Origin of the sequence: Pseudomonas yamanorum (genome assembly GCF_900105735.1) — a bacterium.
GTDB lineage: Bacteria > Pseudomonadota > Gammaproteobacteria > Pseudomonadales > Pseudomonadaceae > Aquipseudomonas > Aquipseudomonas yamanorum.
In genome coordinates this window covers 5,370,972-5,396,462 of sequence record NZ_LT629793.1, presented here as the reverse complement: position 1 = coordinate 5,396,462, position 25,491 = coordinate 5,370,972, and the positions used below count along the sequence as shown (strand labels likewise).

Below are 25,491 nucleotides of genomic sequence, written 5' to 3'. Positions count from 1 at the left end.
ATTAGCATCGTATCTATATTTTTTGCGAATGCCAATGTCGCGGTTATTTGACCAACCGCTTTTCCTTGGACGGCCTGTAGCCAAAGTAGGCGCTGTAGCACTTGCTGAAATGGCTTGGTGAGACAAACCCGCAAGCCACCAGCACATCCACCTGGGACAGCTCGGTGTGTTGAAGCAGCCGGCGAGCCTCGGTAATGCGCAGTTCCAGGTAATAACGCTGAGGTGTGGTGCCCAGCTGCTCCTTGAACAAGCGCTCCAACTGGCGCCGGGAACGGCCCGCATAGACGGCCAGTTGCTCAAGTTCCAGAGGCTCTTCGAGGTTGGCGTCCATCAGGTTGACCACCTCGCGCAACGGCGCGCTCAAGCAGACGTTCTCAGTCGGTTTCACCCGCCGGTAGCGCGACTCCTCAAACGCCAGGATGTCCTCGATCCCCTCCACCAACGCTTTACCGTACAGCCCCTTGATCCAGTCCAGCGCCATATGAAACGCCCCGGACGGACTCGATGCCGTCAACCGGTCGCGGTCAATCACATACGGCTCGCTGCTGACCTGGGTCGCCTTGCAGAACTCGGCCAGGGCCGGGCGATGTTCCGGATGCACGGCGCATCGGTAGCCCCCCAGCAAACCCGCACGCCCGAGGAACCAAGCACCATTCCACAAACCGGCGAGGTTCACCCCCTGCTCCGCAGCGCTTTTCAGCAGATGGATGAATTCGTCGCAGGCCTTCAGTTCGGTGCGATAGCCACCGCAAATCACCAGCAGGTCCAACTCTTTAAGCACCGAAGACTCAAGCCGCGCATCGGGCCGGATCACCAGCCCCAGGTCGCTGGTCACCTCGCCTTCCTGCAAGCCGAAGGTCGAGGTAGAAAACGACGCGGGCCGCAGCAGGTTCGCGGTGATCAGCGTATCCAGCGCCTGGGTAAACGCCGGCAGCGAGAAATGTTCGAGCAACACAAATCCCGCACGCACCGTCTGACGGGCCTCGCCGGGACTTTCATTCAGGTAACGGAGGTTCTTGCCTTTCATGCCCCCGCTGAACTGCCGTCGCTCGATCAATTGCCTACGCCCTCGCCCGCTTCCAGAGGTTACCCACCACGCTGACCACCGCCAACACCACGGCCCCGGCGATGATCCCTGCCACGGCATTGAGCAACGTCGGCATCAACCACGCCAGCCCGCCGGTGCTCTGGCTCACCGTCTCGATCCAGTGATGCACCACCGGTACACCGTGGGTCAGGATCCCGCCGCCGACCATGAACATCGCCGCCGTGCCGATCACCGACAGGCTTTTCATCATGTACGGCGCCGCCCGCAAGATCGCCCCGCCAATGCTGCGCGCCGCCTGGCCGGGCTTCTGGGTGAGCCACAGGCCCAGGTCATCGAGTTTGACGATGCCGGCCACCAGGCCGTAGACGCCGATGGTCATGACGATGGCGATACCCGACAACACGATCACTTGCTGCATCAGCGGCGCATCGGCCACGGTGCCGAGGGTGATGGCGATGATTTCGGCGGAGAGGATGAAATCGGTACGGATCGCGCCCTTGATCTTGTCCTTCTCGAAGGCCACCAGGTCCGTGGCCGGATCCGCCACGGCTTCCACCAGGTGCGCCTGTTCTTCGGTGCGCTTGTGGAAGAAGCTATGGGCGAGTTTTTCGAAGCCCTCAAAACATAAATAAGCGCCGCCCAGCATCAACAGCGGCGTCACCGCCCACGGCGCAAACGCGCTGATCAGCAAGGCAGCCGGCACCAGGATCAGCTTGTTGACGAAGGAGCCCTTGGCCACCGCCCACACCACCGGGATCTCCCGCTCGGCGCGCACCCCGGAGACTTGCTGGGCATTCAGCGCCAGGTCATCCCCCAACACGCCGGCGGTTTTCTTCGCAGCCATCTTGGTCATCAACGCCACATCGTCGAGCACCGCAGCGATGTCGTCGATCAATACCAGCAAACTGCTTCCTGCCATGGCTCAGGCTTCCCGTGATTCAAAGTGCGCCGAGAATAACGCGGCGCACACCGGGTTAGCGAGCCGTTCAGTGCTGAGGGGTTTGCCAACCACCGCCCAGGCTCTGGATCAGCGCCACACTGCCCTGGCTGAGCTGGCCCTGGGTGTCGCGAAGATTCTGCTCGGCTTGCAGCAACACCAGTTGCTGGGTCAGCACGGCTTCCTGGCTGACGGTGCCGGCGCGCAGCTGCGCCTCCTGGCTGCCGAACAGTTGCTGGTTGCGCTGGTAGACCTGCTGGAAGGCGTCGGCCTGGGTTTGCAGGTGGTTGATTGCCGAGAGGTTATCTTCGACGTTCTGCAAGGCACTGAGCACGGTGCCCCGGTAATTGGCGGCGATCTGGTCGTAGCTGGCCTCGGCCTGCTTGACCGCCGCTTCACGGGCGCCGCCGTCAAACAGGGTTTCCGCCAGGGCCGGGCCCAGGGTCCAGATGCGATTGGGCAGCGAGAATAGCCCGCCAAGGGCACTGCCCCGATAGCCGGCTTCAGCGGTGAGGTCCAGGGTCGGGAAGAATGCGGCTTCAGCCACGCCAATTTTCGCGTTGGCCGCCGCCGCCGAGCGCTCCGCCGCGACCACATCGGGACGCCGTTGCAGCAGGGTCGATGGCAAGGTCAAAGGGGGGCGCGGCAGGACGAAGCTGTAGTCATCCCGCACAGCCACGGCAAACTCGCTCGGCGCCACACCCACCAGCACGGCCAGCGCATGTTCGTACTGCTCGCGGTCACGCAGCGAGGTCTGTAGATCGGCGATCGAGGTGGTCAACTGGTCTTGGGCCACCAGCAACTGGTCGTTGGTGGCGACGCCCTGGGTGAACTGCACCTGAATCATGTCCAGCAGTTGCTGATTGATCTTCTGCTGTTGTTGCAACAGGCGCACGTCGATATCCATCTGCCGCAGGGCCAGGTAGTTGCTGGCGACGCTGGAACTGATGGACAACCGCACCCCGGCCAGCAATGCGTCGGACTGCTGGGCGGTGGCCTGGCTGGACTCGATCCCGCGCCGCACCAGGCCCCACAGGTCCGGCTCCCAACTGGCGGTCAAGGTCGCGCTGACACTGTTCGAGACCCCGCCCGTCGTGGTACCGGTAGTCGACGTACCGCTGCCGCTGCCTGTCGACCCCCGCGAACCCGACAATCCTACGCCGACGGTCGGCCACAACCCTGCACGACTGGACGCCACCTGCGCCTGGGCCAAACGATAAGCGGCCTCCGCCGCGATGATCGACTGGTTGGCCTTGGCCGAGCGCGCCACCAGGTCGTTCAACACTGGGTCCTGATAGGCCAGCCACCACTGACTGTCCATCGCCCCCTGGGGATTCGACGCCGCACGCTGCCACTGCGCGCCTTCCTTGAATGACTGCGGCAGCTCCATGGCGGGCTTCTGGTAATCGGGCCCGACCATGCAGCCGCCGAGCAGCAGGCTGATGCAAAGCACGCTGTATTTCACGTTCATAACCTTGCTTCCTTACGCCGACCCAGGCGCTGTGACGCCCGGTCGAGCCACAGGTAGATCACCGGGGTGGTGTACAGCGTCAGCACCTGGCTGAACAGCAGGCCACCAATAATCGAAATCCCCAACGGCCGGCGCAACTCCGAACCGTAGCCGGTGCCCAGCACCAGCGGCAGCGCGCCAAGAATCGCCGCCAGGGTAGTCATCATGATCGGCCGGAAACGGATCAGGCACGCCCGGCGAATCGCTTCCTTGGCCGTGAGGCCGAACTCCCGTCGCTCGGTGATCGCGAAGTCGATCATCATGATCGCGTTCTTCTTCACGATACCGATCAACAGAATCACCCCCACCAGCGCAATGATCGACAGCTCGGTGCCGGTCAGCAGCAAGGCAATCAGCGCACCGACACCGGCCGAGGGCAAGGTCGAGAGGATGGTCAGCGGGTGCATCAGGTTTTCGTAGAGGATGCCCAGCACGATATACACCGAGAGCAACGCGGCGACGATCAGCAACGGTTCGCTGGCCACCGACGACTGGAACACCTGGGCCGTACCGGCAAACTGGCCCACCACACTGGCGGGCATGCGCAGCTGCTTCACCGCGTCGTCCACCATTGCCGTGGCCTGGCCGATGGACGTGCCGGGGGCCAGGTTGAACGAGACCGTCACCGCCGGGAACGTGCCTTGGTGACTGATGGAAATCGCCGTGCGCGCCACCGTGTTGTCCGCCAGGGCCGACAGCGGCACCAGGGTCTGTTGAGTGGTCAGGTTGGGCGCTGCCGTGGTGCCTTTGGTGCTCGTAGCCTGGGTGCCCGTCGGCACGTAAATACCCTTGAGCGCTGAAGGGTCGGTCCAGTATTCCGGGGCGACTTCCATCACCACGTGGTACTGGTTGGCCGCGCGATACAGGGTGGCGACCTGGCGCTGGCCAAAGGCGTCGTACAGCGCCTGGTCGACCGCCGAGATACTCACCCCGAGGCGCGCCGCCGTGTCGCGATTGATCTGCACATTGGCCAGCAGGCTGTTGTCCTGCTGGTCGGTATTGAGGTCGGTCAGTTGCGGCAACTTGTGCAGCACCTCCACCACCTTGGGCACCCATTCGTCCAGGGATTCCTGGTCATCGGCGGTCAGGGTGTACTGGTATTGCGCGCCACTTTGCCGACCACCTACGGTGATGTCCTGGGCCGATTGCAAATACAGCTTGGTGCCCGGCAGGTCGCCAAGGCTGCGCCGGATCTGCCCGATCACCTCGGTGGCGTTGTCCTTGCGGTCGCCCAGGGGCTTGAGCAAGACAAACATCTGCGCGCTGTTGACTGCCCCGCCGCCGCCTCCGCCACCCCCGACAAAGCCAGCCACGGTTTCGATGTTCGGGTTCTTCATCACCTTGCGGTTGATCTCGGTGAAGTCCTTCTGCATTGCCCCGTAGGAAATGCTCTGGTTCGCCAGGATGCTGCCTTGCAAGCGTCCGGTGTCTTCCTGGGGAAAGAAGCCCTTGGGCACCAGCACGTAAAGCACGCCAGCGAGGACGATCACCAGCACCGTGACAAAGCCCATCAGCACCGTATGGTCGATCACCCAGCCGAGGGTGCGATCGTAGAAGCGGTGAAAGCGCGAATCCGGGTGTTCGTTGCCTTGGTGAATCTCCTTCGGCGCCCGCAGCAGCACACTGGCGAGCATCGGCGTGACGGTCAGGGAGATCAGCATCGAGATCACGATGGCCACCGACAACGACACCGAAAACTCACGGAACAGCCGCCCGACAATCCCGCCCATCAGCAGCAGCGGAATAAACACCGCCACCAGGGACACGCTGATGGTCAGTACCGTAAAGCCGACTTCACGGGCCCCTTCCAGCGCGGCCTCCACCCGGGTCTTGCCGCGCTCCAGGTGGCGCATGATGTTTTCCACCACCACGATGGCATCGTCCACCACGAAGCCGGTGGAAATGGTCAGCGCCATGAGGGACAGGTTGTTCAGGCTGTAGCCGAGGAAGTACATCGCGCCGAAGGTGCCAAGCAACGACAGCGGTACCACGATCGCCGGCACCAGGGTGCTGCGCCAGTCGCGGAAGAAACCGAACGTCACCAGGGTCACCAGCAGGATCGACACCAGCAAGGTCACTTCCACGTCGTGCAGCGAGGCACGAATGGTGGTGGTGCGGTCCATCAGCAGGCTGAGCTTGATCGTCGCGGGAATCGAGCTCTGCAAAAACGGCAGCGAGGCTTTCACCGCGTCCACCGTTTCGATCACGTTGGCCCCCGGCTGCTTGAACACCACCAGCAACACTGCCGGCTTGCCGTTGGACAGGCCGAAGTTGCGCAGGTCCTGCACGTCTTCGCGCACGTAGCCCAGGTCGGAGATATGGATCAGGTCGCCGTTGTGGGCCTTGACCACCAGTGGTCCATAGTCCTTTTCATCGAGCAACTGGTCGTTCGCCGCAATCCCGTAGTTACGGTCGCCGATGGCCACGTTGCCCTTGGGCAGGTTGACGTTGGAGGCGTTGATCACCTGGCGCACCTGCTCCAGGCTGACGCCGTACTGGTTGAGCCGGTCGGGGTTCAATTCCACCCGCACCGCCGGCAGCGCGCCGCCGCCCACCGTCACGTCACCGACGCCGGTGGTCTGCAACAACTTCTGCTCCAGCAGGGTCGAGGCCACGTCATACATCTGCCCCGGCGTGGCGCTGTCGGAGGTCAGGCTGATGATCAGGATCGGCGAGTCGGCCGGGTTGACCTTGCGGTACGTCGGGTTGCCCGACAGGTCACTGGGCAGGTTGCTGCGGGCGGCGTTGATCGCGGCCTGCACGTCCCGGGCGGCGCCGTCGATGTCGCGGTTCAGGTCGAACTGCAAGATGATCCGCGCCGAGCCGAGGCTGCTGGACGAGGTCATCTGCGTGACCCCGGCGATCTGCCCGAACTGCCGCTCCAGGGGCGTGGCCACCGAACTGGCAACCGTGGTGGGATCGGCACCGGGCAACGAGGCGCTGACGCTGATGGTGGGGAAATCCACCTCCGGCAGCGGCGCCACCGGCAACAGCATAAAGGCCAGCGCGCCAAACAACGCGAGGCCGGCCGCCATCAAGGTGGTTGCAATCGGGCGGCGAACAAACGGCGCGCTGAGGTTCATCGCCATCAGACCGCTTCAGCCGGACGGCGGCTGAAGCGCTGCCCCAGGCTGTGCATGGCCAGAAAGATTACGGGTGTGGAAAACAGCGTCAGCAACTGACTGAGCAACAACCCGCCGATAATCGCGATGCCCAGCGGATGACGCAGCTCCGAGCCAATCCCGGTGCCCAGCGCCAGCGGTACCGCGCCGAACAGCGAGGCCATGCTGGTCATCAGGATCGGCCGGAACCGCAACTCCGCCGCCTGACGGATCGCCGCCACAGGGCTCAGGCCCCCCTCACGTAAGAGTTCCAGGGCGAAGTCGACCATCATGATGCCGTTTTTCATCACGATGCCGATCAGCAGCACAATCCCGATCAAACCGATAATGTCGAACTGCGTGCCGGTCACCAACAGCGCCAGCAAAGCCCCGAGCGCCGCGGAGAGCAACGTCGAGAGGATCGTCACCGGGTGCACGAAGCTCTCGTACAGAATCCCCAGCATCAGGTACACCACCACAATCGCCGCCACCACCAGGAACACCTGATTCGACAGCGACTGCTCGAACGTCGCCGCTGCACCTTCGAGGTTGGCCTGCACCGACAGCGGCAGGCCGACCTTGGCCTCGATGTCCTTGAGCCGCGTGACCGCCGCGCCAAGGGTCTGGCCGGGCGCGAGGTTGAACGACACGTCGGCATACGGAAACTGGCCCAGGCGGTTGATGGTCACGGGCGTACGCACCACCTGCAGGGTCGCCATGCTCGACAGCGGCGCGACCCCGCCGCCCGGGATGTCCACGTACAAGCCCGTGAGCAAGTCCGGCAGGTTGCGCGGCGGATGGTCGGTGGCGATCACCACGTGGTACTGGTTGAGCTGGGTGTAGATGGTCGAGACCTGGCGCTGACCGAAGGCGTCGTACAGCACGTCATCGATTGCCTGGGGCGTGATGCCCAGCCGCGACGCCGTGGCGCGGTCGAATGTCAGCTGGATCTGGTTGCCGAACTGCATCGCCTGGCTTTGCACATCGGTGAACATCGGGTCTTGCTTGATCGCCGCCAGCAGCTTGGTGGTCCACTGTTCCAACTCGTCCGGGTCGGTGGCTTGCAGGCCCAGGCGGTAACTGGTGGTGGACACCGTAGCGTCGAGGGTCAGGTCCTGTACCGAGTGCAGGTACAGGCGGATGCCGGCGTCATCGGCGTTGGCATCGGAGAGCCGGCGGATCACTTCGGTGGCGCTGTCACGCTCGCCCCGCGGCTTGAGGTTGATCAGCAGGTTGCCCTGGTTGATGGTCGGGTTGGTCTGGTCGATCCCGACAAAGGACGACAGGCTTTGCACCGCCGGGTCTTTGAGGATTCGGGCGGCCAGGCGCTGCTGTTCGGTCTGCATCTGCTGGAACGAAACCGTCGGCGCCGCCTGGGAGATGCCCTGGATCAGGCCGGTGTCCTGGTCCGGGAAAAAGCCCTTGGGCATGATCACCAGGGTCAGCAGCGTCAGTGCGGCGGTGAGCACCACCGAGATCAGAGTCAGGGTGCGGTGGGCCAGCACCCAGTCGAGGCCACGCACGTAGTGGGTGTTGATGCGGTCGAAGAAATCCGCGCGGCGTTCTTCGTGCTTATTCTTGAGCATCCGCGCGCACATCATCGGCGTCAGGGTCAGCGAGATGAAGGCCGAGATAACGATGGTCACGGCCACCGTCATGGCGAATTCGCGGAACAACCGGCCGACCACATCGCCCATGAACAGCAGCGGGATCATCACCGCAATCAGGGCAATCGACAGCGAAATAATCGTGAAACCAATCTGCTCCGAGCCCTTGAGCGCCGCCTCCAGCGGTGAGTCGCCGGCCTCGATATAGCGCGTGATGTTTTCGATCATCACGATGGCGTCATCCACCACAAAGCCGATGGCGATGGTCAATGCCATCAGCGTCAGGTTGTTCAGGGAGAAACCCAACGCATAGGCCACGGCCAGGGTGCCCACCAGCGTCAGCGGAATGGTGACGGCGGGAATGATCGTGGCCGGCACATTGCGCAGGAACGCAAAAATCACGATCACCACCAGCCCGATGGCCATGGCCAGTTCGTACTGCACATCGGTGACCGAGGCGCGGATGGTTTGCGTGCGGTCGGTCAGTACATCGACCTTCAAAGTGCCCGGCAAACTGGCCCGCAGCTTGGGCAGCAATTGCTGCACACGGTCGACCACTTGAATCACGTTGGCGCCGGGTTGGCGCTGGATGTTCAGCACGATCGACGGCGTGCTGTTGGTCCACGCGGCCTGGCGCGGGTTCTCCGGGCCCTGGGTGGAAGTGGCGATCTGCGACAGGCGAATCGGCGCGCCGTTTTTATAGGCAATCACCAGATCGCGGTATTCCTCGGCCGATTGCAGCTGGTCGTTGGCACCGATGGAATACGCCTGGAACTTGCCGTCGATATTGCCCTTGGCCTGGTTTACGTTGGCCGTGCCGAGGGAAGTGCGCAGGTCGTCGATGGACAGGCCCAGGCTGTTGAGCGCCGAGGTATTCGCCTCGACCCGCACCGCCGGGCGCTGGCCGCCGCTGATGGTCACCAGGCCGACACCGGTGATCTGCGAGATCTTCTGCGCCAGCCGTGTATCCGCCAGGTCTTCGACCTTGGTCAGCGGTAAAACGTCGGAGGTCAGGGACAGGGTCAGCACCGGCGCATCCGCCGGGTTGACCTTGCTGTACACCGGCGGGTACGGCAGGTTGGCCGGCAGGAAAGTGCCGGCGGCGTTGATGGCGGCCTGCACTTCCTGTTCGGCGACGTCCAGGGACAGCGACAGGTCGAATTGCAGGGTCACCACCGAAGCGCCGTCGGAACTGGTGGAGTTCATGGACTTGAGGCCCGGCATTTCGCCGAGCTGACGCTCCAGCGGCGCGGTGATGGATGAGCTGACCACATCCGGGCTCGCGCCGGGGTACTGGGTGAAGACCTGGATGGTCGGGTAATCGACTTCGGGCAAGGCCGACACCGACAGCAAGTGATACCCCAACAGGCCCAGCAACAGCACCGCCACCATCATCAAGGTGGTGGCGACGGGACGTTCGATAAAGGGCCGCGAAATGTTCATGCTCGGCAGCTCCTCACTGGGCGACGACCTTCACGGCCGAACCGTCATCCAGTTTGTCGGCGCCTTCGGTGATCACCTGCTCGCCTGGCTTGACGCCGTTTTCGAGCACCGCCGACACATCGCCCATGGACGGGCCGGTCTTGATATTGCGCAGGCTGGCCTTGTCGCCATTCACCACGAACACGAAATCGCCCTTGCTGCCATGCTGGATCGCCCGGGTGGGCACCACGGCGACCTGGGTCAAGGTGTCGGCCTTCAGGCGCGCATTGACGAACTGGTTGGGGAACAGCGCATTGCCCGAATCATCGAACTGCGCCTTGACCTTGATGGTGCCGGTGGTGGTGTCCACCTGGTTATCCAGAGCCAATAGGCTACCGGTGGCCAACAGCGCCTTTTTATTGCGGTCGTAGGCCAGCACCGTCACCGCGCCACGGCTCAACGCCTGATTGATCGGCCCCAAATCATCCTCGGGCACGGCGAATACCACAGTAGCCGGGTTCATCTGGGTGATGACTACGATTCCGGTGGTGCTGGTGGTCGTGACGTAGTTGCCGGGGTCTACCAGGCGCAGGCCTACGACACCGTCGACCGGCGAGGTGATGGTGCAGTAGCCGACCTGCACTTCAAGGTTCTGCACATTGCCCTGATCGGCGGCCACGGTACCCAGTTGTTGCTGGACCAAGGAGGCCTGGGTATCGACGGTTTGCTGGCTGGTGGACCCGGCCTTGACCAGTTCGCGGTAGCGTGCCAAATCGCGCTGCGCATTGCTCAATACGGCCTGGTCATGGGCCAGGGTGCCCTTGGCCACGGCCAGTTGCGCCTTGAGGGCACGGTCATCGATTCGCGCAATCACCTGGCCCTTGCTGACGTGCTGGCCTTCCTTGAATTCCACGCTGCTGAGGATGCCATCGACCTGGCTGACCACGGTCACGCTGCGGGTAGGTGTGACGGTACCGAGGGCATCGATGTAAACCGGCACGTCCTGCAAGGTGACAGGCACCACGGCTACCGGTTCGCCGGGGGCGGGTGGCTTGCCTTTATGCCCACCTGCAAAGAAGTGCAAACCCAGGGCAATCAACAACGCTACCAGTAACAACGTGCCAACTGCCCAGGCGAACGTACGTCGTCTGCTTCTCTCCACGGTTTCTCTCTCGAACGCCGAAATCAGGATGGAGCGAGCCGCCTGATTGGCCGCTCGCTGCCCTGAACTCTAGCAGTGCGTACAACTCATGCCTGTACGACCGTGAATGCGTTCAGCATCAAGACAGACAAAGTCAGCTGAGCGCCCCGTAAAGCAAGGGCTGCAGCGCGATTCTTGAGCCCTGCGCAAAGCCGGTGCTACCATGCCCGACCGCCTGTCTTGGCAAGGAACCTCCTGGTCTATGAGCACCATTCGCGAGCGCAACAAAGAACTGATCCTGCGGGCTGCCAGTGAGGAGTTTGCCGACAAGGGCTTCGCCGCGACCAAAACCAGCGACATCGCCGCCAAGGCCGGGCTGCCCAAGCCCAACGTCTATTACTACTTCAAGTCCAAGGACAACCTCTACCGCGAGGTGCTCGAAAGCATCATCGAGCCGATCCTGGCGGCCTCCACCCCGTTCAATCCCGACGGCGACCCCAAGGAAGTGCTAAGCGGGTACATCCGCTCGAAAATCTGCATCTCCCGGGATTTGCCGTTTGCCTCGAAAGTATTCGCCAGCGAAATCATGCACGGCGCCCCGCATTTGAGCCCCGAGCAGGTGGAACAGCTGAATGCCCAGGCCAAGCACAACATCGACTGCATCCAGAGCTGGGTGGACCGGGGGCTGATTGCGCCGATTGATCCACATCACCTGATGTTCAGCATCTGGGCGGCGACGCAGACGTATGCGGATTTTGACTGGCAGATTTCAGCGGTGACCGGGAAGGCGAAGCTGGATGAAGCGGATTATGAGGCGGCGGCGCAGACGATTATTCGGTTGGTGCTTAAAGGGTGTGAGCCGGACTGATAGACCGCAGCGCCTTCAAGATTCGCGAGCAAGCCCGCTCCCACATTTGGATTTGTGCCAGACATAAATTGTTTAAACGCCGCAGATCCAATGTGGGAGCGGGCTTGCTCGCGAAAGCGCCCTCCCAGACACATCCAGCACCAAGCCAGACCATCACCTCCAGGTTCCCCGATCTAGCCTCTCAGGACACTTTCCGAAGAGAGGCAAAGGAATGCCTGATCCAGCTGCTTCATATCGCCTGCGTATCGGGCGATTCAGCGAATCCAACCGCATTTACCTGATCACCACCAACACCCACGAACGCGTGCCAATATTCAGCGACTTTTATCTGGGTCGGCTGGTGGTCTGGCAATTCAGGCTCGCTCAATACCAAGGGTTGGCGAACTCCTTGGCCTGGGTGGTCATGCCCGACCACTTTCACTGGTTGATTGAGCTGAAAAAAGGCTCATTGGGAGACCTGATGTGCCAGGTGAAGTCCAAAAGCACTCGAACCGTGAATGGCGCTACGGGCCGCAAGGGGCGGCTTTGGCAAACCAGCTTTCATGATCGTGCGCTGCGCAAGGACGATGACTTGGTGAAGATGGCTCGGTATGTGGTGGCGAACCCATTAAGAGCCGGGTTGGTGGAGCGGATTGGCGACTATCCGTTGTGGGATGCGGTTTGGGTTTAGAGCCGGGACCGAGTTGCCGCTTTCGCGAGCAAGCCCGCTCCCACATTTGACCGCATTCCAAAGCTGGAACTCGGTCAAATGTGGGAGCGGGCTTGCTCGCGAAGAGGCACTCCCAGTCACCTCAAATCAAGCACTAACCCCCGCATCCGCCCACAACCCCTGCCCCTCGATCGCACTGATCGCACACTGCTCATCAATATCCGACGTATCCCCGCTGATCCCGATTGCCCCCAGCACCACACCCTCTTGATCCCGAATCAACACCCCGCCCGGTGCCGGCACCACGCTGCCCTGCCCCAAACTGTTCAACGCCGCAATAAACGCCGGCCGCTGCTGCGCATCCAGCGCCAGCAGCCGCGAGCCTTTGCCCAGGGCTATCGCACCCCAGGCCTTGCCGATCGCGATCTGCGGGCGCAGCAGGCTCGCGCCATCTTCGCGCTGCAACGTAATCAAATGCCCGCCGCTGTCGAGTACCGCAATGGTCAGCGGCGCTGACGAAATGGTGCGGCCTGCCGCGATGGCATGACTGGCCAGGTTGACTGCGACTTTCAAGGTTAAAGCGCTCATGGGTGCCGTCCTTATCTTGTTATGGGAAAGCCGTGGGGCTCTGTTTGATCAGAAGCCGGATCAAACAAATAGAACACAATAGATTTATTTTTTGTATACAATATTTCGAAACATACGCACCACACGTCGAAATATTCCTGTCCAGAAGCCTTCCGACGAACGTAAAGGTCACCCAAGAAAATGGATTGACCTGCCACGCTCGCCGTGAATACACTTCGGACCAACACCACTTGTATACAATTACAAAACGCAAGAGGCACCAAAACCATGAGCAAAATGAGAGCAATCGAAGCCGCTGTCCTGGTGATGCGCCGTGAAGGGGTCGACACCGCCTTCGGTATCCCGGGCGCCGCGATCAACCCGCTGTATTCGGCCTTGCAGAAGGTCGGTGGCATCGATCACGTCCTTGCTCGCCACGTTGAAGGCGCCTCGCACATGGCCGAGGGCTACACCCGCACCAAGGCCGGCAATATCGGCGTGTGCATCGGCACATCGGGCCCGGCGGGCACCGACATGGTCACCGGCCTGTACAGCGCTTCGGCCGACTCGATCCCGATCCTGTGCATCACCGGCCAGGCGCCCCGTGCACGGATGCACAAGGAAGACTTCCAGGCCGTCGACATCACCAGCATCGTCAAGCCGGTGACCAAGTGGGCCACCACCGTCCTGGAGCCGGGCCAGGTGCCGTATGCCTTCCAGAAAGCCTTCTATGAAATGCGCTCCGGCCGCCCTGGCCCGGTGCTGATCGACCTGCCATTCGACGTACAAATGGCCGAGATCGAATTCGACATCGACGCCTACCAGCCGCTGCCCCTGGCCAAGCCGTTGGCAACCCGCATCCAGGTGGAAAAAGCCTTGGCCCTGCTGGACCAGGCCGAACGCCCATTGCTGGTGAGCGGTGGTGGCGTGATCAACGCCGACGCCAGTGAGCTGCTGGTGGAGTTCGCCGAATTGACCGGCATCCCGGTGATCCCGACCCTGATGGGCTGGGGCACAATCCCGGACGATCACCCGCAGATGGTGGGCATGGTCGGCCTGCAAACGTCCCACCGTTATGGCAACGCGACGATGCTGAAATCGGACGTGGTGCTGGGCATCGGCAACCGCTGGGCCAACCGTCACACCGGTTCGGTAGAGGTGTACACCGAGGGCCGAAAATTCATTCACGTGGACATCGAGCCGACGCAAATCGGCCGCGTTTTCACCCCGGACCTGGGCATCGTTTCCGACGCCGGTTCTGCCCTGACCATGTTCATAGAAGTGGCCCGTGAGTGGAAAGCCGCCGGCAAGCTCAAGGACCGCAGCGCCTGGCTGCACGACTGCCAGCAACGCAAGGCCACCCTGCACCGCAAGACCCACTTCGACAACGTGCCGGTGAAACCACAACGGGTGTACGAAGAGATGAACCAGGTGTTCGGCAAAGACACCTGCTACGTCAGCACCATCGGCCTGTCGCAGATTGCCGGCGCGCAGTTCCTGCACGTCTACAAACCCCGCCACTGGATCAACTGCGGCCAGGCCGGCCCGCTCGGCTGGACCATTCCGGCGGCGCTGGGTGTGGTCAAGGCTGATCCGACCCGCAAAGTCGTGGCGCTGTCGGGCGACTATGACTTCCAGTTCATGATCGAAGAACTGGCGGTGGGCGCCCAGTTCAAGCTGCCGTACATCCACGTGGTGGTGAACAACTCCTACCTGGGGCTGATCCGCCAGGCCCAGCGTGGGTTTGAAATGGACTACTGCGTGCAGCTGTCCTTCGACAACCTCAATGCCCCGGAACTCAACGGTTATGGCGTGGACCACGTGGCCGTGGCCGAAGGCCTGGGTTGCAAGGCCCTGCGCGTGTTCGAACCAGGTCAGATCCAGCCTGCACTGCGCAAGGCTCAGGAGATGATCGAAGAGTTCAAGGTGCCGGTGATCGTTGAAATCATTCTGGAGCGGGTGACCAATATTTCCATGGGCACCGAGATCAACGCCGTCAACGAATTCGAAGATCTGGCACTGGTGGGCAACGACGCACCGACTGCCATTTCACTGCTCGATTAAGGAGAACCCCATGCCGCGTTTTGCCGCCAACCTGTCCATGCTGTTTACCGAACAGGACTTTCTTGCCCGTTTCAAAGCCGCCGCCGACGCGGGATTCAGTGGCGTGGAATACCTGTTTCCCTATGAATTCAGCTCAGCTGAAATCAAGGCGCAACTCGATGCCCACGGCCTGACCCAAGTGCTGTTCAACCTGCCGGCCGGTGACTGGGCCAAGGGCGAACGCGGCCTGGCGTGCCACCCGGATCGGGTCGAGGAATTCCGTGCTGGGGTCAACCTGGCCATCGCCTACGCCCAGGTGCTGGGCAACACCCAGATCAACTGCCTGGCGGGGATTCGTCCTGCCGGTGTGGATGACGCCACCTTGGAAAAAACCTTCGTCGCCAACCTCAAGTACGCCGCCGACAAGCTGCAAGCGGTGGGCATCCGGCTGGTGATGGAGATGATCAACACCCGCGACATTCCGGGCTTCTACCTGAACAACACGGCCCAGGCCCTGTCGATTCGCGAACAGGTGGGCAGTGCCAACCTGTTCCTGCAATACGACATCTATCACATGCAAATCATGGAAGGCGACCTGGCCCGCACCATGGCCGCGCACCTGGGTGAGATCAACCACATCCAGCTGGCGGACAACCCGGGGCGCAACGAGCCGGGCACGGGTGAGATCAACTACCGCTTCCTGTTCGAACATTTGGACCGCATTGGTTATCAAGGTTGGGTCGGCTGTGAGTACAAGCCGTTGACCACCACCGAAGCGGGTTTGGGTTGGCTCAAAAGCCACAACGCGATCTAACCCACAACACAGAACCCAATGTGAAAGCAGGGCTTGTGTGGGAGCTGGCTTGCCTGCGATGCAGGCAACTCGGTCTCTCAGTTAAACCGAGGTGATGCCATCGCAGGCAAGCCAGCTCCCACACAAGCAGCTCTCACATCGAATAAAGAGAGGATTTTCATCATGGCTAAAATCGGATTTATCGGCACCGGCATCATGGGCCAACCCATGGCCGCCAACCTGCAAAAGGCCGGTCACCAACTGTTCCTTTCCGAGCACCACGGCAAGGCGCCGGCTGAATTGATCGACGCTGGCGCGGTGGCCCTGGCCAACCCGCAGCAAGTGGCTCAGGAAGCCGAGTTCATCATCGTCATGGTGCCCGACACCCCGCAGGTCGATGACGTGCTGTTCCGCGCCGACGGCGTTGCCGCAGGCCTGGGCCCGAACAAAGTAGTGATCGACATGAGCTCGATCTCGCCCACCGCCACCAAAACCTTCGCCGCGAAGATCAACGAGACCGGCGCGCGCTACCTCGATGCACCGGTATCCGGTGGTGAAGTCGGGGCCAAGGCCGGCACCCTGAGCATCATGATCGGCGGCGACCCGCACACCTTCGAACGCGCCCTGCCGCTGTTCCAGGCCATGGGCAAGAACATCACCCTGGTGGGCGGCAATGGCGATGGCCAGACCGCCAAAGTGGCGAACCAGATCATCGTTGCCCTGAACATCCAGGCGGTGGCCGAAGCGCTGCTGTTCGCCTCGAAGAACGGCGCCGATCCGGCCAAGGTGCGTGAAGCGCTGATGGGTGGTTTTGCCTCCTCGAAAATCCTCGAAGTGCATGGCGAACGGATGATCAAGGGCACCTTCGACCCGGGCTTCCGTATCAGCCTGCACCAGAAGGATTTGAACCTGGCGCTGGCCGGTGCCAAGGAGCTGGGGATCAACCTGCCAAACACCGCCGGCACCCAGCAGGTATTCAGCACCTGCAACGCAATCGGTGGCGGCAACTGGGACCACTCGGCGCTGATCAAGGGCCTGGAACATATGGCGAATTTTTCGATTCGCGATAAATAACCTCCCCTGTTGGAATGCAATCCCTTGTGGGAGCTGGCTTGCCTGCGATAGCGATCTTTCAGACACCTTCCCATTGCCTGATACACCGCTATCGCAGGCAAGCCAGCTCCCACACTTAATCGCATTTCAAGTTTGAAAATGATGCACCCCTAATAACAAGAATCCCCGGGAGCCCGCTTATGTCGGTCGATCCGCAACACCTGCTTCGCGAGCTGTTTGCCACAGCCATCGACGCCGCCCACCCCCGGCAAGTCCTCGAACCCTATCTGCCCGCCGACCGCAGCGGCAGTGTCATCGTGATCGGCGCCGGCAAAGCCGCCGCCGCCATGGCGCTGGTGGTGGAAAACTGCTGGCAAGGCGAAGTCTCGGGCCTGGTGGTGACCCGCTACGGCCACGGCGCGCCCTGCAAGAAAATCGAAGTGGTCGAAGCCGCGCACCCGGTCCCGGATGCCGCAGGCCAGGCCGTCGCCAAGCGTGTGCTGGAGCTGATCAGCAACCTCAGCGAAGACGACCGCGTGATCTTCCTGCTCTCCGGCGGCGGCTCTGCACTGCTCGCCCTTCCGGCCGCCGGCATCACCCTGGCAGACAAGCAAGCGATCAACAAAGCCCTGCTCAAATCCGGCGCCGCCATTGACGAGATGAACTGCGTGCGCAAGCACCTCTCGGCGATCAAGGGCGGGCGCCTGGCCAAGGCCAGCTGGCCGGCCACGGTCTACACCTATGCGATTTCCGATGTGCCGGGTGACCAGGCCACGGTCATCGCTTCAGGCCCCACCGTCGGCGACCCGAGCACTTCGCAACAGGCGCTGGCGATTCTCAAGCGCTACCAGATTGAAATCCCGGCGTCCGTACGCACCTGGCTGCAAAGCCCGGAGTCGGAAACCGTCAAGCCCGGCGACCCGGTCCTCGCCCGCAGCCATTTCCAGCTGATCGCCCGCCCGCAGCAATCCCTGGAAGCGGTGGCGGTGAAAGTCCGCCAGGCCGGTTTCAGCCCGCTGATCCTTGGCGACCTGGAAGGCGAAGCCCGAGACGTGGCCAAGGTGCACGCCGGTATCGCCCGGCAGATCATCCAGCACGGCCAACCGCTGGCGGCGCCTTGCGTGATCCTTTCTGGCGGTGAAACCACCGTGACCGTGCGCGGCAATGGCCGTGGCGGGCGCAATGCCGAATTCCTGCTGAGCCTCACCGACAGCCTCAAGGGCCTGCCCGGCGTCTACGCCCTGGCGGGTGACACCGATGGCATCGACGGCTCGGAAGACAACGCCGGCGCGATCATGACGCCCACCAGCTACGCCCGCGCCGAAGCCCTGGGCTTGAGCGCCAGTGACGAACTGGACAACAACAATGGCTACGGCTACTTCGCGGCCCTCGACGGCTTGATCATCACCGAGCCCACCCGCACCAACGTCAACGATTTTCGCGCCATTCTGATCCTAGAGCCCTGAAAGAGAGTCCCCTGAACATGACGCCTGACAAGAAGGTCAAGATCCTCGCCACGCTGGGCCCGGCCACCGACAGCATCGATGACATCCGCGAACTGGTGGAAGCCGGGGTGAATATCTTCCGGTTGAACTTCAGCCATGGCGATCATGCCGACCACGCCCAGCGCTACCAGTGGATTCGCCAAGTGGAACGCCAGCTCAACTATCCCCTCGGCATCCTCATGGACCTGCAGGGCCCGAAGCTGCGGGTCGGGCGTTTTGCCGAAGGCAAGGTGCAACTGATTCGCGGCCAGGCCCTGCGCCTGGACCTCGACCCGACGCCCGGCGACCAGGGGCGGGTCAACCTGCCGCACCCGGAAATCATCGCCGCCCTCAAGCCCGGCATGGACCTGCTGCTGGACGACGGCAAACTGCGCCTGCGGGTGATCACCAAGCACGCCGATGCCATCGACACCACCGTGCTCAATGGCGGCGAACTGTCAGACCGCAAAGGCGTGAACGTGCCCCAGGCGTTGCTGGAACTCAGCCCGCTGACCACCAAGGATCGCCGCGACCTGAGCTTCGGCCTGGAACTGGGTGTGGACTGGGTGGCGCTGTCGTTTGTGCAACGCCCGGAAGATATCCGCGAAGCCCGCGAGTTGATCGGCGACAAGGCATTCCTGATGGCCAAGATCGAGAAGCCCTCGGCGGTGCAGCGCCTGCAGGAAATCGCCGAGCTGAGCGACGCGATCATGGTCGCCAGAGGAGACCTGGGGGTGGAAGTGCCGGCGGAGAGCGTGCCGCAAATCCAGAAGGACATCATTGGCGTCTGCCGTCAGCTGGGTAAACCGGTGGTGGTGGCCACGCAGATGCTCGAGTCCATGCGCTTCTCACCGGCGCCGACCCGCGCCGAGGTCACGGACGTGGCCAACGCGGTGGCTGAAGGGGCGGATGCGGTGATGCTCTCGGCGGAAACCGCTTCCGGTGAATACCCGCTGGAAGCGGTGTTGATGATGAGCAAGATCATTCGCCAGGTGGAAAACGGCCCGGACTACCAGACGCAACTGGACGTCAGCCGGCCCAAGGCGGATGCCACGGTGTCGGACGCCATCAGCTGCGCGATTCGCCGTATCAGCAGCATCCTGCCGGTGGCGGTGCTGGTGAACTACAGCGAGTCGGGCAGTTCCAGCCTGCGCGCGGCGCGGGAACGGCCGGCGGTGCCGATTCTGAACCTGACACCGAACCTGTCCACGGCACGGCGCTTGAGCGTGGCGTGGGGCGTGCATTCGGTGGTGAATGATCGGCTGCGGCAGGTGGATGAGGTGTGTTCCACGGCGCTGGAAATTGCCCAGGCACAGGGCATGGCGCAGCGCGGGGATACGTTGGTGATCACCGCGGGGGTGCCGTTTGGGCAGCCGGGGTCGACCAATTCGTTGCGGATAGAGACATTGATCTAGCGCCTGTAAGGGCCCCTTCGCGAGCAAGCCCGCTCCCACATTTTGATCACTGTTCGACATGACAACTCGGTCGAATGTGGGAGCGGGCTTGCTCGCGAAGGGGGCAACTCGGTCCCTCAGACTCACTCACCATGCCCAACCAATCCTGCCCCGACTGGGCCGAAGCCCTGCTCAACGGCTTCAGCCAGATTTTCCTCCAGCGCCACCCGCTGTGTGGCCTGCTCTGCCTGCTGGCGATCCTGATCGGCGCCCCGGCCCTGCTCGGCGGTGCACTGCTGGGCGGTGTCGCCGGTTTGCTGACCGCCCAACGCCGCGGCTATCCCAAGGCCGAGCGCCAGGCTGGCCTCTATAGCTATAACGGCGTGCTACTCGGCTTGCTGATCAGCCAGCATTTCACCTGGTCGGCACTCTTGCCACCGTTGATCCTCGCCTGTGGCGGCCTCAGCGCGATCGTCACCCGCCAGTGGCTCAAACGCGCCTCCACCCCGGACGACCTGCCCGCCTACACCGCACCGTTTGTCGTGCTCGGCTGGCTGCTGCTCGGCACCACTCCACCTGTCGCATTCGCCGCCAGCGAACCCGGCACCTGGGCGCTGCTCTGCGCACCGTTTAATGGCCTTGCCCAAGTCATCCTGCTGAACCAGCCTCTGGCCGGTCTGTTGATCGGCCTCGGCCTGCTGCTCGCCAACCGCCGCGCCGCGTTGTGGGCATTGACCGGTGCGAGCCTCGGCGTGCTGCTCGCCCTGCTGATGGACGAGCCCGCCAGCGCCCTGCTCGGTCTGCACAGCTACAACCCGGCTCTGGCGGCATTGGCCCTCAGCCAGCAACGCCGCCACCCCTGGCTGCCGCTGACCGGCATCCTGCTGGCGATCATCCTCACGCCGGGCTTTACCGGCCTGAACCTGCCAGCGCTGACCGCGCCGTTTATCCTCGCCACCTGGCTGGTGCGCGCCAGTCAGCGGGTGATGCAGAAAACCCGCATGGACAGCCCCTTCGAATCCCCCTAGGCTTCGCTGATCTTCGATTCAGGCGACTTCCATGGACAGCAACAAACACTGGCGTGAACGTCTCTACGTCATGGTGTTCCAAAGCGACACCCCGGCCGGCCGGCGCTTCGACAGCACCCTGCTGTTGATCATTCTCGCCAGCCTGGTGATCGTGATCCTCGACAGCATCCAGGCGGTCCACGACAACTACGCCAACGTGCTGGCCTATATCGAGTGGGGCTTCACGATCATCTTCGCCATCGAGTACGGCCTGCGGCTGTATTGCTCGCCCAAGCCGTTGCGCTATGCCTTCAGCTTTTATGGGCTGGTGGATTTGCTGGCCATCGTGCCCGGGATCCTGGCCCTGTATTACAGCGACGCGCAGTACCTGTTGATCATCCGGATCATTCGTATGCTGCGGATCTTCCGGGTGCTCAAGCTCGGCCCGTATCTCAAGCAGGCCAACTACCTGATGTCGGCGCTGCGGGGCAGCAAGCAGAAGATCGTGGTGTTCCTGCTGAGCGTCTGCACCCTGGTCACGGTGTTCGGCACCTTGATGTACGTGATCGAAGGCCCGGAACACGGCTTTACCAGCATTCCCAAGGGCATCTATTGGGCGATCGTGACCCTGACCACCGTGGGTTTTGGCGATATCGTGCCGAAGACCCCGCTGGGCCAGGTGATTTCGTCTCTGGTGATGATCACCGGTTACTCGATCATCGCCGTGCCCACCGGGATCTTCACCGCCGAGCTGGCCAACGCCATGCGTGGCGAAATGCTGCAAACCGATTGCCCGGTGTGCAAGAAAAACAGCCATGAGCCGAACGCCGCGTTTTGCTCACGCTGCGGCAATGGGCTTTTCAAGAAAGTGGAATAAGCAAAGTTCTTTTTAATCTTTAAGCGACTATGCGCCCCCCGTTATAGTCGCTGGCATATTGCCCCTATGTGTTTCAAAACCTTCTCGAACAACAAGGAATGAGCAGTGAAAAAACTCGTTAGTGCCTCTCTCCTGGCCGCCGGCCTTGCACTGGCTGGCGTCGTCCAGGCCGCCCCGGTCACCCTGCTCAACGTCTCCTACGACGTGATGCGCGACTTCTACAAAGACTACAACGCCGCCTTCCAGAAGCACTGGGCCGCCGAGCACCCGGACGACAAGCTGACCCTGCAGATGTCCTTCGGTGGTTCGAGCAAACAAGCGCGCTCGGTGATCGACGGCCTGCCGGCTGACGTGATCACCATGAACATGGCCACCGACATCAACGCACTGGCAGACAACGGCAAGCTGGTGCCCGACAACTGGGTCACCCGCCTGCCGAACAACAGCGCGCCCTTCACCTCGGCCACGGTGTTCATCGTACGTAAAGGCAACCCGAAAGCCCTGAAAGACTGGCCGGATCTGCTCAAGGACGGCGTACAAGTCATCGTGCCGAACCCGAAGACTTCCGGTAACGGCCGCTACACCTACCTGTCGGCCTGGGGTTATGTGCTGAAGAATGGCGGTGACGAAGAGAAGGCCAAGAAGTTCGTGGGCGACCTGTTCAAACACGCCCCCGTGCTGGACACCGGTGGCCGTGCGGCGACTACCACGTTCATGACCAACCAGATCGGCGATGTGTTGGTGACCTTTGAGAACGAAGCAGAAATGATCGCCCGTGAATTTGGCCGTGATCAGTTCGAAGTGATCTACCCGAGCGTTTCCGCAGAAGCTGAGCCGCCGGTGTCGATTGTCGACAAAGTGGTCGAGAAGAAAGGCACCAAAGTGGCTGCCGAGGAATACCTGAAGTACCTGTGGTCGCCGGAAGGCCAGGAAATTGCCGCCAACAACTACCTGCGTCCACGTGACCCGAAAGTGCTGGCCAAGTACACCGACCGTTTCCCGAAGGTCGACTTCCTGTCGGTAGAGAAAACCTTTGGTGACTGGCGCACCGTGCAGAAGACCCACTTCAATGATGGTGGGGTTTTTGACCAGATCTATTCCGGGCAGTAAACAGCTCTAACTGGAGAAACCCGGTCAAAAATGTGGGAGCGGGCTTGCTCGCGAATGCGGTGGATCAGTCGGTACATCCGGTGACTGTCACACCGCATTCGCGAGCAAGCCCGCTCCCACATTTGTTTCAGTGTTCAGCCGTTACATCGGTGGCGTCACGCCATCCTTGCCCGCAGAAATCGCCTGGGCCGTCACGCTCCCATCCTCACCCTTCGCCGCAAACATCACCACTTTCACCCCCGGCTTCAGCAAGCTGCGATCACCCGGTTCCAGGTTGACGATCGGCACATCATCCGGCACCACGATCTTTTGCTCGCCGCCCTTGTACTTGACGGTCAACGTCCGGCCCTTGCTCACCACCAGGTCACCCACGGTACCGTTGGTCATGCTGCTGCCTTCCTTCAGGTCGAACGCCCGATGCCCGTCGCCGGTACCCGCCATGGCCGGTGGGAACACATGCACTTCCAACGCCGTCAGGGTGCCATCCGCGTTAGGCATGGCCGCCGAGCCGATATAACTGCCAGGCTTGATGTCTTCGATCTTGGCCAAGGTGACTGCACGCACCAGCGTGTCCTTGGTCAGGTGCACGGTGACGTCTTCACCGCTGTTGACCTTGACGTGCATCGCGTCGCCGTCCATCGCGGTAATTGCACCCCGTACGCCGACACGCGGGGCATCCGCGGCCTGGGCAACGCCCACGGTCATCAGCGCGGCCAGACTTGAGGCCAGGAGCATCTTGTTGAATGTCGTCTTCATGGCAGTCGATTTCCTGTTTATGCAGTTGTGACTGAATGTATCATCGACCTTCAGCCCAAAAGTTAACGTTTCAGTCATTAATTCCCGGCATGAGTGTTATCACCGCAGACGGGCTACTCCCGCTCCGGCTCAATCATTATTCTCGCTCGCCTCTTTCCTTCGCTTTTATGAGAACACCATGAACGCTACGCCCCACGCTACAAACACCATGACCCGAGGCATGGTGATGCTGTTTGCGTTCTGTTGCGGCGCCATCGTCGCCAACATCTACTACGCGCAACCGATCATCGAACTGATCGCCCCGGACATCGGCCTCACGCCGGCCATGGCCAGCCTGATCGTGTCCCTGACCCAGATCGGCTATGCCCTGGGCCTGTTCTTCCTGGTGCCGCTGGGCGACTTGCTGGAAAACCGCCGGCTGATGATCATCACCACCGTGGTGGCCATCGCCAGCCTACTGGGTGCGGCGTTCACCGAACAGCCGAACCTGTTCCTGCTGGTGTCGCTGCTGATCGGCTTCAGTTCGGTGTCGGTACAAATCCTGATTCCGCTGGCGGCGCACCTGGCGCCGGCCGAATCCCGTGGCCGGGTGGTCGGCAGCATCATGGGCGGCTTGCTGCTGGGTATCCTGCTGGCCCGGCCGGTGTCCAGCGTGGTGGCCGACCACTTCGGCTGGCGCGCCATGTTCATGGCTGCCGCGGCACTGATGGCGTTTATCAGCGTGGTGCTGATGCTGACCATCCCCAAGCGTCAGCCGGATCACGCCGCCAGCTATGGCCAGTTGCTGGGCTCCCTGGGCACCTTGCTGCGCCGCCAGCCGGTGCTGCGCCAGCGGGCGTTTTACCAGGGCTGCATGTTCGCCACCTTCAGCCTGTTCTGGACCGCCGCCCCGCTTGAACTGTCCCGCAACCATGGCCTGAGCCAAAGCCAGATTGCCCTGTTTGCCCTGGTCGGTGCCCTGGGCGCCATCGCCGCCCCCATCGCCGGGCGCCTGGCGGATGCCGGCCACACTCACCGCGCCTCACTGCTGGCGATGGTGTTTGCTGCGCTGAGTTTCCTGCCGGCCTTCGTGCACCCGCTGTACAGCGTGATTGGCCTGGCGGTGACCGGCGTGGTCCTGGACTTCTGCGTGCAGATGAACATGGTCCTCGGCCAACGCGCCATTTACGCCCTCGACGCCAACAGCCGCAGCCGCCTGAACGCGCTGTACATGACCAGCATCTTCATCGGCGGCGCCTTCGGCTCGGCGATTGCCAGCAGCGTGTACGAACATGGCGGCTGGCTGGGGGTGATGCTGGTGGGCAGCGCCTTCCCGCTAGTGGCGTTGTTGCGTTTCCTGAGTGCATCGCGGCAAGGCGCGGTAGCGACTGCCTAGTTACAACCGCACCAATTTCTCCAAAGCCGTATCGGCCAGAAATGACGAGCGGCTTTTCACTTTGTGCTCCCGCACATAACGGTCGATACGCTGGATCACATAGCCGGGCAAGGTCACGTTGACCTTCTCGGTCTTGCCCAGATACGGCGAGATGTCGAGCTCCAACATTCCCCAGCCCATGCCGGCGTAATCCTCATTATCGTGATGGGCGGCCACCGACGTTGGCATCGGAATCACCCGGCCTTCTGCGGCGATCTCTTGCAGCATGATGTGCGCCACTTCAACCGCCGCGTTGTAAGCCTCTTCAAAACTGTCCCCGGCGGTCACCGCACCTGGAATGTCGGGGATCTGGATACCGGTGGCGACAAAGTCATCGCCCCATTCGATACAGATTGGGTATTGCATGGAAAATCTCCTTAAACCGTCCTAAAACGAAAACAGCCCGGCACGTTTCCTGATACTTCACACGGTGCCCATGGGCAGATCCTTCTTGGGATGGGGCACCGGTATCGTGTACGGGTTATAGCGGTGGGTGAAAAGATGATGGCTGCCCGTCACCCGATCCAGCACCCAACCTGCCTCTTGCAGCTCTTTGATCAATAGCCTGCTTTGCACCACAGCCTCCTTGCTCTGGCTCGAATAAAGGTAACTCCAGAGTTATCTTTACTCAAGCACAGAATTCATCAGGCTGACTGGCGGCTGTTTTACCGGATGTTGGAAAAACAACGAATCTATTCCCTTAAGGAATA

The 25,491-nt window shown here is 62.0% G+C and carries 21 protein-coding genes; 11 read left to right on the top strand and 10 right to left on the bottom strand.

Going from position 1 to position 25,491, the window contains the following annotated elements; genetic code table 11:
* Positions 1 to 43: 43 nt before the first annotated feature.
* The 6 genes from BLU46_RS25505 to BLU46_RS25480 form a co-directional block, all read right to left on the bottom strand.
* Positions 44 to 1,027: a GlxA family transcriptional regulator gene (locus BLU46_RS25505; RefSeq protein ID WP_093207576.1), complete on the bottom strand. Its 984-nt coding sequence runs from the start codon at positions 1,025 to 1,027 to the stop codon at positions 44 to 46.
* Between the two features lie 34 nt (positions 1,028 to 1,061).
* Complete coding sequence (locus BLU46_RS25500) at positions 1,062 to 1,967, bottom strand: DUF808 domain-containing protein (RefSeq protein ID WP_063028192.1); 906 nt, start codon at positions 1,965 to 1,967, stop codon at positions 1,062 to 1,064.
* A 67-nt stretch (positions 1,968 to 2,034) separates the two neighbouring features.
* Positions 2,035 to 3,456, bottom strand: coding sequence for an efflux transporter outer membrane subunit (locus tag BLU46_RS25495; RefSeq protein ID WP_093207573.1), 1,422 nt, complete (start codon positions 3,454 to 3,456; stop codon positions 2,035 to 2,037).
* Positions 3,453 to 6,578 carry an efflux RND transporter permease subunit gene (locus tag BLU46_RS25490; protein ID WP_093210194.1) on the bottom strand — a complete coding sequence of 1,042 codons (3,126 nt, stop codon included), beginning with the start codon at positions 6,576 to 6,578 and terminating at the stop codon, positions 3,453 to 3,455. The genes BLU46_RS25495 and BLU46_RS25490 overlap by 4 nt, the downstream gene beginning before the upstream one ends.
* A 5-nt stretch (positions 6,579 to 6,583) precedes the next feature.
* Positions 6,584 to 9,646 (bottom strand): efflux RND transporter permease subunit, encoded by a 3,063-nt coding sequence (locus BLU46_RS25485; protein ID WP_017477517.1) that lies wholly within the window; start codon positions 9,644 to 9,646, stop codon positions 6,584 to 6,586.
* 13 nt (positions 9,647 to 9,659) lie between these two features.
* Positions 9,660 to 10,787 (bottom strand): efflux RND transporter periplasmic adaptor subunit, encoded by a 1,128-nt coding sequence (locus tag BLU46_RS25480; RefSeq protein WP_093207571.1) that lies wholly within the window; start codon positions 10,785 to 10,787, stop codon positions 9,660 to 9,662.
* A gap of 241 nt (positions 10,788 to 11,028) precedes the next feature.
* Here BLU46_RS25480 and BLU46_RS25475 point away from each other — a divergent pair, with 241 nt between their 5' ends.
* On the top strand, positions 11,029 to 11,634 hold the full coding sequence (locus BLU46_RS25475) for a TetR/AcrR family transcriptional regulator (protein ID WP_063028186.1): 606 nt from the start codon (positions 11,029 to 11,031) through the stop codon (positions 11,632 to 11,634).
* Positions 11,635 to 11,845: 211 nt separating this feature from the next.
* Positions 11,846 to 12,304 carry an REP-associated tyrosine transposase gene (locus BLU46_RS25470; protein WP_017477514.1) on the top strand — a complete coding sequence of 153 codons (459 nt, stop codon included), beginning with the start codon at positions 11,846 to 11,848 and terminating at the stop codon, positions 12,302 to 12,304.
* Between the two features lie 126 nt (positions 12,305 to 12,430).
* Here BLU46_RS25470 and BLU46_RS25465 read toward each other — a convergent pair whose 3' ends face one another.
* Positions 12,431 to 12,871 carry a GlcG/HbpS family heme-binding protein gene (locus BLU46_RS25465; protein WP_093207568.1) on the bottom strand — a complete coding sequence of 147 codons (441 nt, stop codon included), beginning with the start codon at positions 12,869 to 12,871 and terminating at the stop codon, positions 12,431 to 12,433.
* A gap of 267 nt (positions 12,872 to 13,138) precedes the next feature.
* On the opposite strand from BLU46_RS25465, the gene gcl reads away from it, so the two are divergent.
* The 8 genes from gcl (at position 13,139) to BLU46_RS25425 (ending at position 22,611) form a co-directional block, all read left to right on the top strand.
* Complete coding sequence (gene gcl, locus BLU46_RS25460) at positions 13,139 to 14,914, top strand: glyoxylate carboligase (protein ID WP_063028181.1); 1,776 nt, start codon at positions 13,139 to 13,141, stop codon at positions 14,912 to 14,914.
* 10 nt (positions 14,915 to 14,924) lie between these two features.
* Positions 14,925 to 15,707: a hydroxypyruvate isomerase gene (hyi, locus tag BLU46_RS25455; RefSeq protein ID WP_093207565.1), complete on the top strand. Its 783-nt coding sequence runs from the start codon at positions 14,925 to 14,927 to the stop codon at positions 15,705 to 15,707.
* A 162-nt stretch (positions 15,708 to 15,869) separates the two neighbouring features.
* Complete coding sequence (locus BLU46_RS25450; protein WP_063028177.1) at positions 15,870 to 16,760, top strand: 2-hydroxy-3-oxopropionate reductase; 891 nt, start codon at positions 15,870 to 15,872, stop codon at positions 16,758 to 16,760.
* Positions 16,761 to 16,939: 179 nt separating this feature from the next.
* Entirely contained in the window at positions 16,940 to 18,205 is a 1,266-nt protein-coding gene (locus BLU46_RS25445; RefSeq protein WP_093207562.1) for a glycerate kinase type-2 family protein, read from the top strand.
* Positions 18,206 to 18,222: 17 nt separating this feature from the next.
* A complete protein-coding gene (gene pyk / locus BLU46_RS25440; protein ID WP_093207560.1) occupies positions 18,223 to 19,638 on the top strand; it encodes a pyruvate kinase in 1,416 nt (471 codons plus the stop codon).
* 131 nt (positions 19,639 to 19,769) lie between these two features.
* On the top strand, positions 19,770 to 20,645 hold the full coding sequence (locus BLU46_RS25435) for an urea transporter (RefSeq protein WP_093207557.1): 876 nt from the start codon (positions 19,770 to 19,772) through the stop codon (positions 20,643 to 20,645).
* Between the two features lie 31 nt (positions 20,646 to 20,676).
* A complete protein-coding gene (locus BLU46_RS25430; RefSeq protein ID WP_017477506.1) occupies positions 20,677 to 21,501 on the top strand; it encodes an ion transporter in 825 nt (274 codons plus the stop codon).
* 105 nt (positions 21,502 to 21,606) lie between these two features.
* Positions 21,607 to 22,611: a sulfate ABC transporter substrate-binding protein gene (locus BLU46_RS25425; RefSeq protein WP_063028168.1), complete on the top strand. Its 1,005-nt coding sequence runs from the start codon at positions 21,607 to 21,609 to the stop codon at positions 22,609 to 22,611.
* A 141-nt stretch (positions 22,612 to 22,752) separates the two neighbouring features.
* Here the strand turns inward: BLU46_RS25425 and BLU46_RS25420 are convergent, their stop codons facing one another.
* Positions 22,753 to 23,367: a DUF5666 domain-containing protein gene (locus BLU46_RS25420; protein WP_017477504.1), complete on the bottom strand. Its 615-nt coding sequence runs from the start codon at positions 23,365 to 23,367 to the stop codon at positions 22,753 to 22,755.
* A gap of 178 nt (positions 23,368 to 23,545) precedes the next feature.
* Here BLU46_RS25420 and BLU46_RS25415 point away from each other — a divergent pair, with 178 nt between their 5' ends.
* Entirely contained in the window at positions 23,546 to 24,742 is a 1,197-nt protein-coding gene (locus BLU46_RS25415) for an MFS transporter (protein ID WP_081253098.1), read from the top strand.
* Here BLU46_RS25415 and BLU46_RS25410 read toward each other — a convergent pair whose 3' ends face one another.
* A complete protein-coding gene (locus BLU46_RS25410; protein WP_093207553.1) occupies positions 24,743 to 25,147 on the bottom strand; it encodes a type II toxin-antitoxin system HicB family antitoxin in 405 nt (134 codons plus the stop codon). It abuts the gene before it with no gap.
* Between the two features lie 57 nt (positions 25,148 to 25,204).
* Entirely contained in the window at positions 25,205 to 25,357 is a 153-nt protein-coding gene (locus tag BLU46_RS25405) for a type II toxin-antitoxin system HicA family toxin (protein ID WP_093207550.1), read from the bottom strand.
* Positions 25,358 to 25,491: the final 134 nt, after the last annotated feature.

Bases quoted from the DNA above. Each gene is read 5' to 3' on its own strand.
- BLU46_RS25505 (WP_093207576.1), bottom strand. From the start codon at position 1,027: ATGAAAGGCAAGAACCTCCGTTACCTGAATGAAAGTCCCGGCGAGGCC.
- BLU46_RS25500 (WP_063028192.1), bottom strand. From the start codon at position 1,967: ATGGCAGGAAGCAGTTTGCTGGTATTGATCGACGACATCGCTGCGGTG.
- BLU46_RS25495 (WP_093207573.1), bottom strand. From the start codon at position 3,456: ATGAACGTGAAATACAGCGTGCTTTGCATCAGCCTGCTGCTCGGCGGC.
- BLU46_RS25490 (WP_093210194.1), bottom strand. From the start codon at position 6,578: ATGAACCTCAGCGCGCCGTTTGTTCGCCGCCCGATTGCAACCACCTTG.
- BLU46_RS25485 (WP_017477517.1), bottom strand. From the start codon at position 9,646: ATGAACATTTCGCGGCCCTTTATCGAACGTCCCGTCGCCACCACCTTG.
- BLU46_RS25475 (WP_063028186.1), top strand. From the start codon at position 11,029: ATGAGCACCATTCGCGAGCGCAACAAAGAACTGATCCTGCGGGCTGCC.
- BLU46_RS25470 (WP_017477514.1), top strand. From the start codon at position 11,846: ATGCCTGATCCAGCTGCTTCATATCGCCTGCGTATCGGGCGATTCAGC.
- BLU46_RS25465 (WP_093207568.1), bottom strand. From the start codon at position 12,871: ATGAGCGCTTTAACCTTGAAAGTCGCAGTCAACCTGGCCAGTCATGCC.
- gcl (WP_063028181.1), top strand. From the start codon at position 13,139: ATGAGCAAAATGAGAGCAATCGAAGCCGCTGTCCTGGTGATGCGCCGT.
- hyi (WP_093207565.1), top strand. From the start codon at position 14,925: ATGCCGCGTTTTGCCGCCAACCTGTCCATGCTGTTTACCGAACAGGAC.
- BLU46_RS25450 (WP_063028177.1), top strand. From the start codon at position 15,870: ATGGCTAAAATCGGATTTATCGGCACCGGCATCATGGGCCAACCCATG.
- BLU46_RS25445 (WP_093207562.1), top strand. From the start codon at position 16,940: ATGTCGGTCGATCCGCAACACCTGCTTCGCGAGCTGTTTGCCACAGCC.
- pyk (WP_093207560.1), top strand. From the start codon at position 18,223: ATGACGCCTGACAAGAAGGTCAAGATCCTCGCCACGCTGGGCCCGGCC.
- BLU46_RS25435 (WP_093207557.1), top strand. From the start codon at position 19,770: ATGCCCAACCAATCCTGCCCCGACTGGGCCGAAGCCCTGCTCAACGGC.
- BLU46_RS25430 (WP_017477506.1), top strand. From the start codon at position 20,677: ATGGACAGCAACAAACACTGGCGTGAACGTCTCTACGTCATGGTGTTC.
- BLU46_RS25420 (WP_017477504.1), bottom strand. From the start codon at position 23,367: ATGAAGACGACATTCAACAAGATGCTCCTGGCCTCAAGTCTGGCCGCG.
- BLU46_RS25415 (WP_081253098.1), top strand. From the start codon at position 23,546: ATGAACGCTACGCCCCACGCTACAAACACCATGACCCGAGGCATGGTG.
- BLU46_RS25410 (WP_093207553.1), bottom strand. From the start codon at position 25,147: ATGCAATACCCAATCTGTATCGAATGGGGCGATGACTTTGTCGCCACC.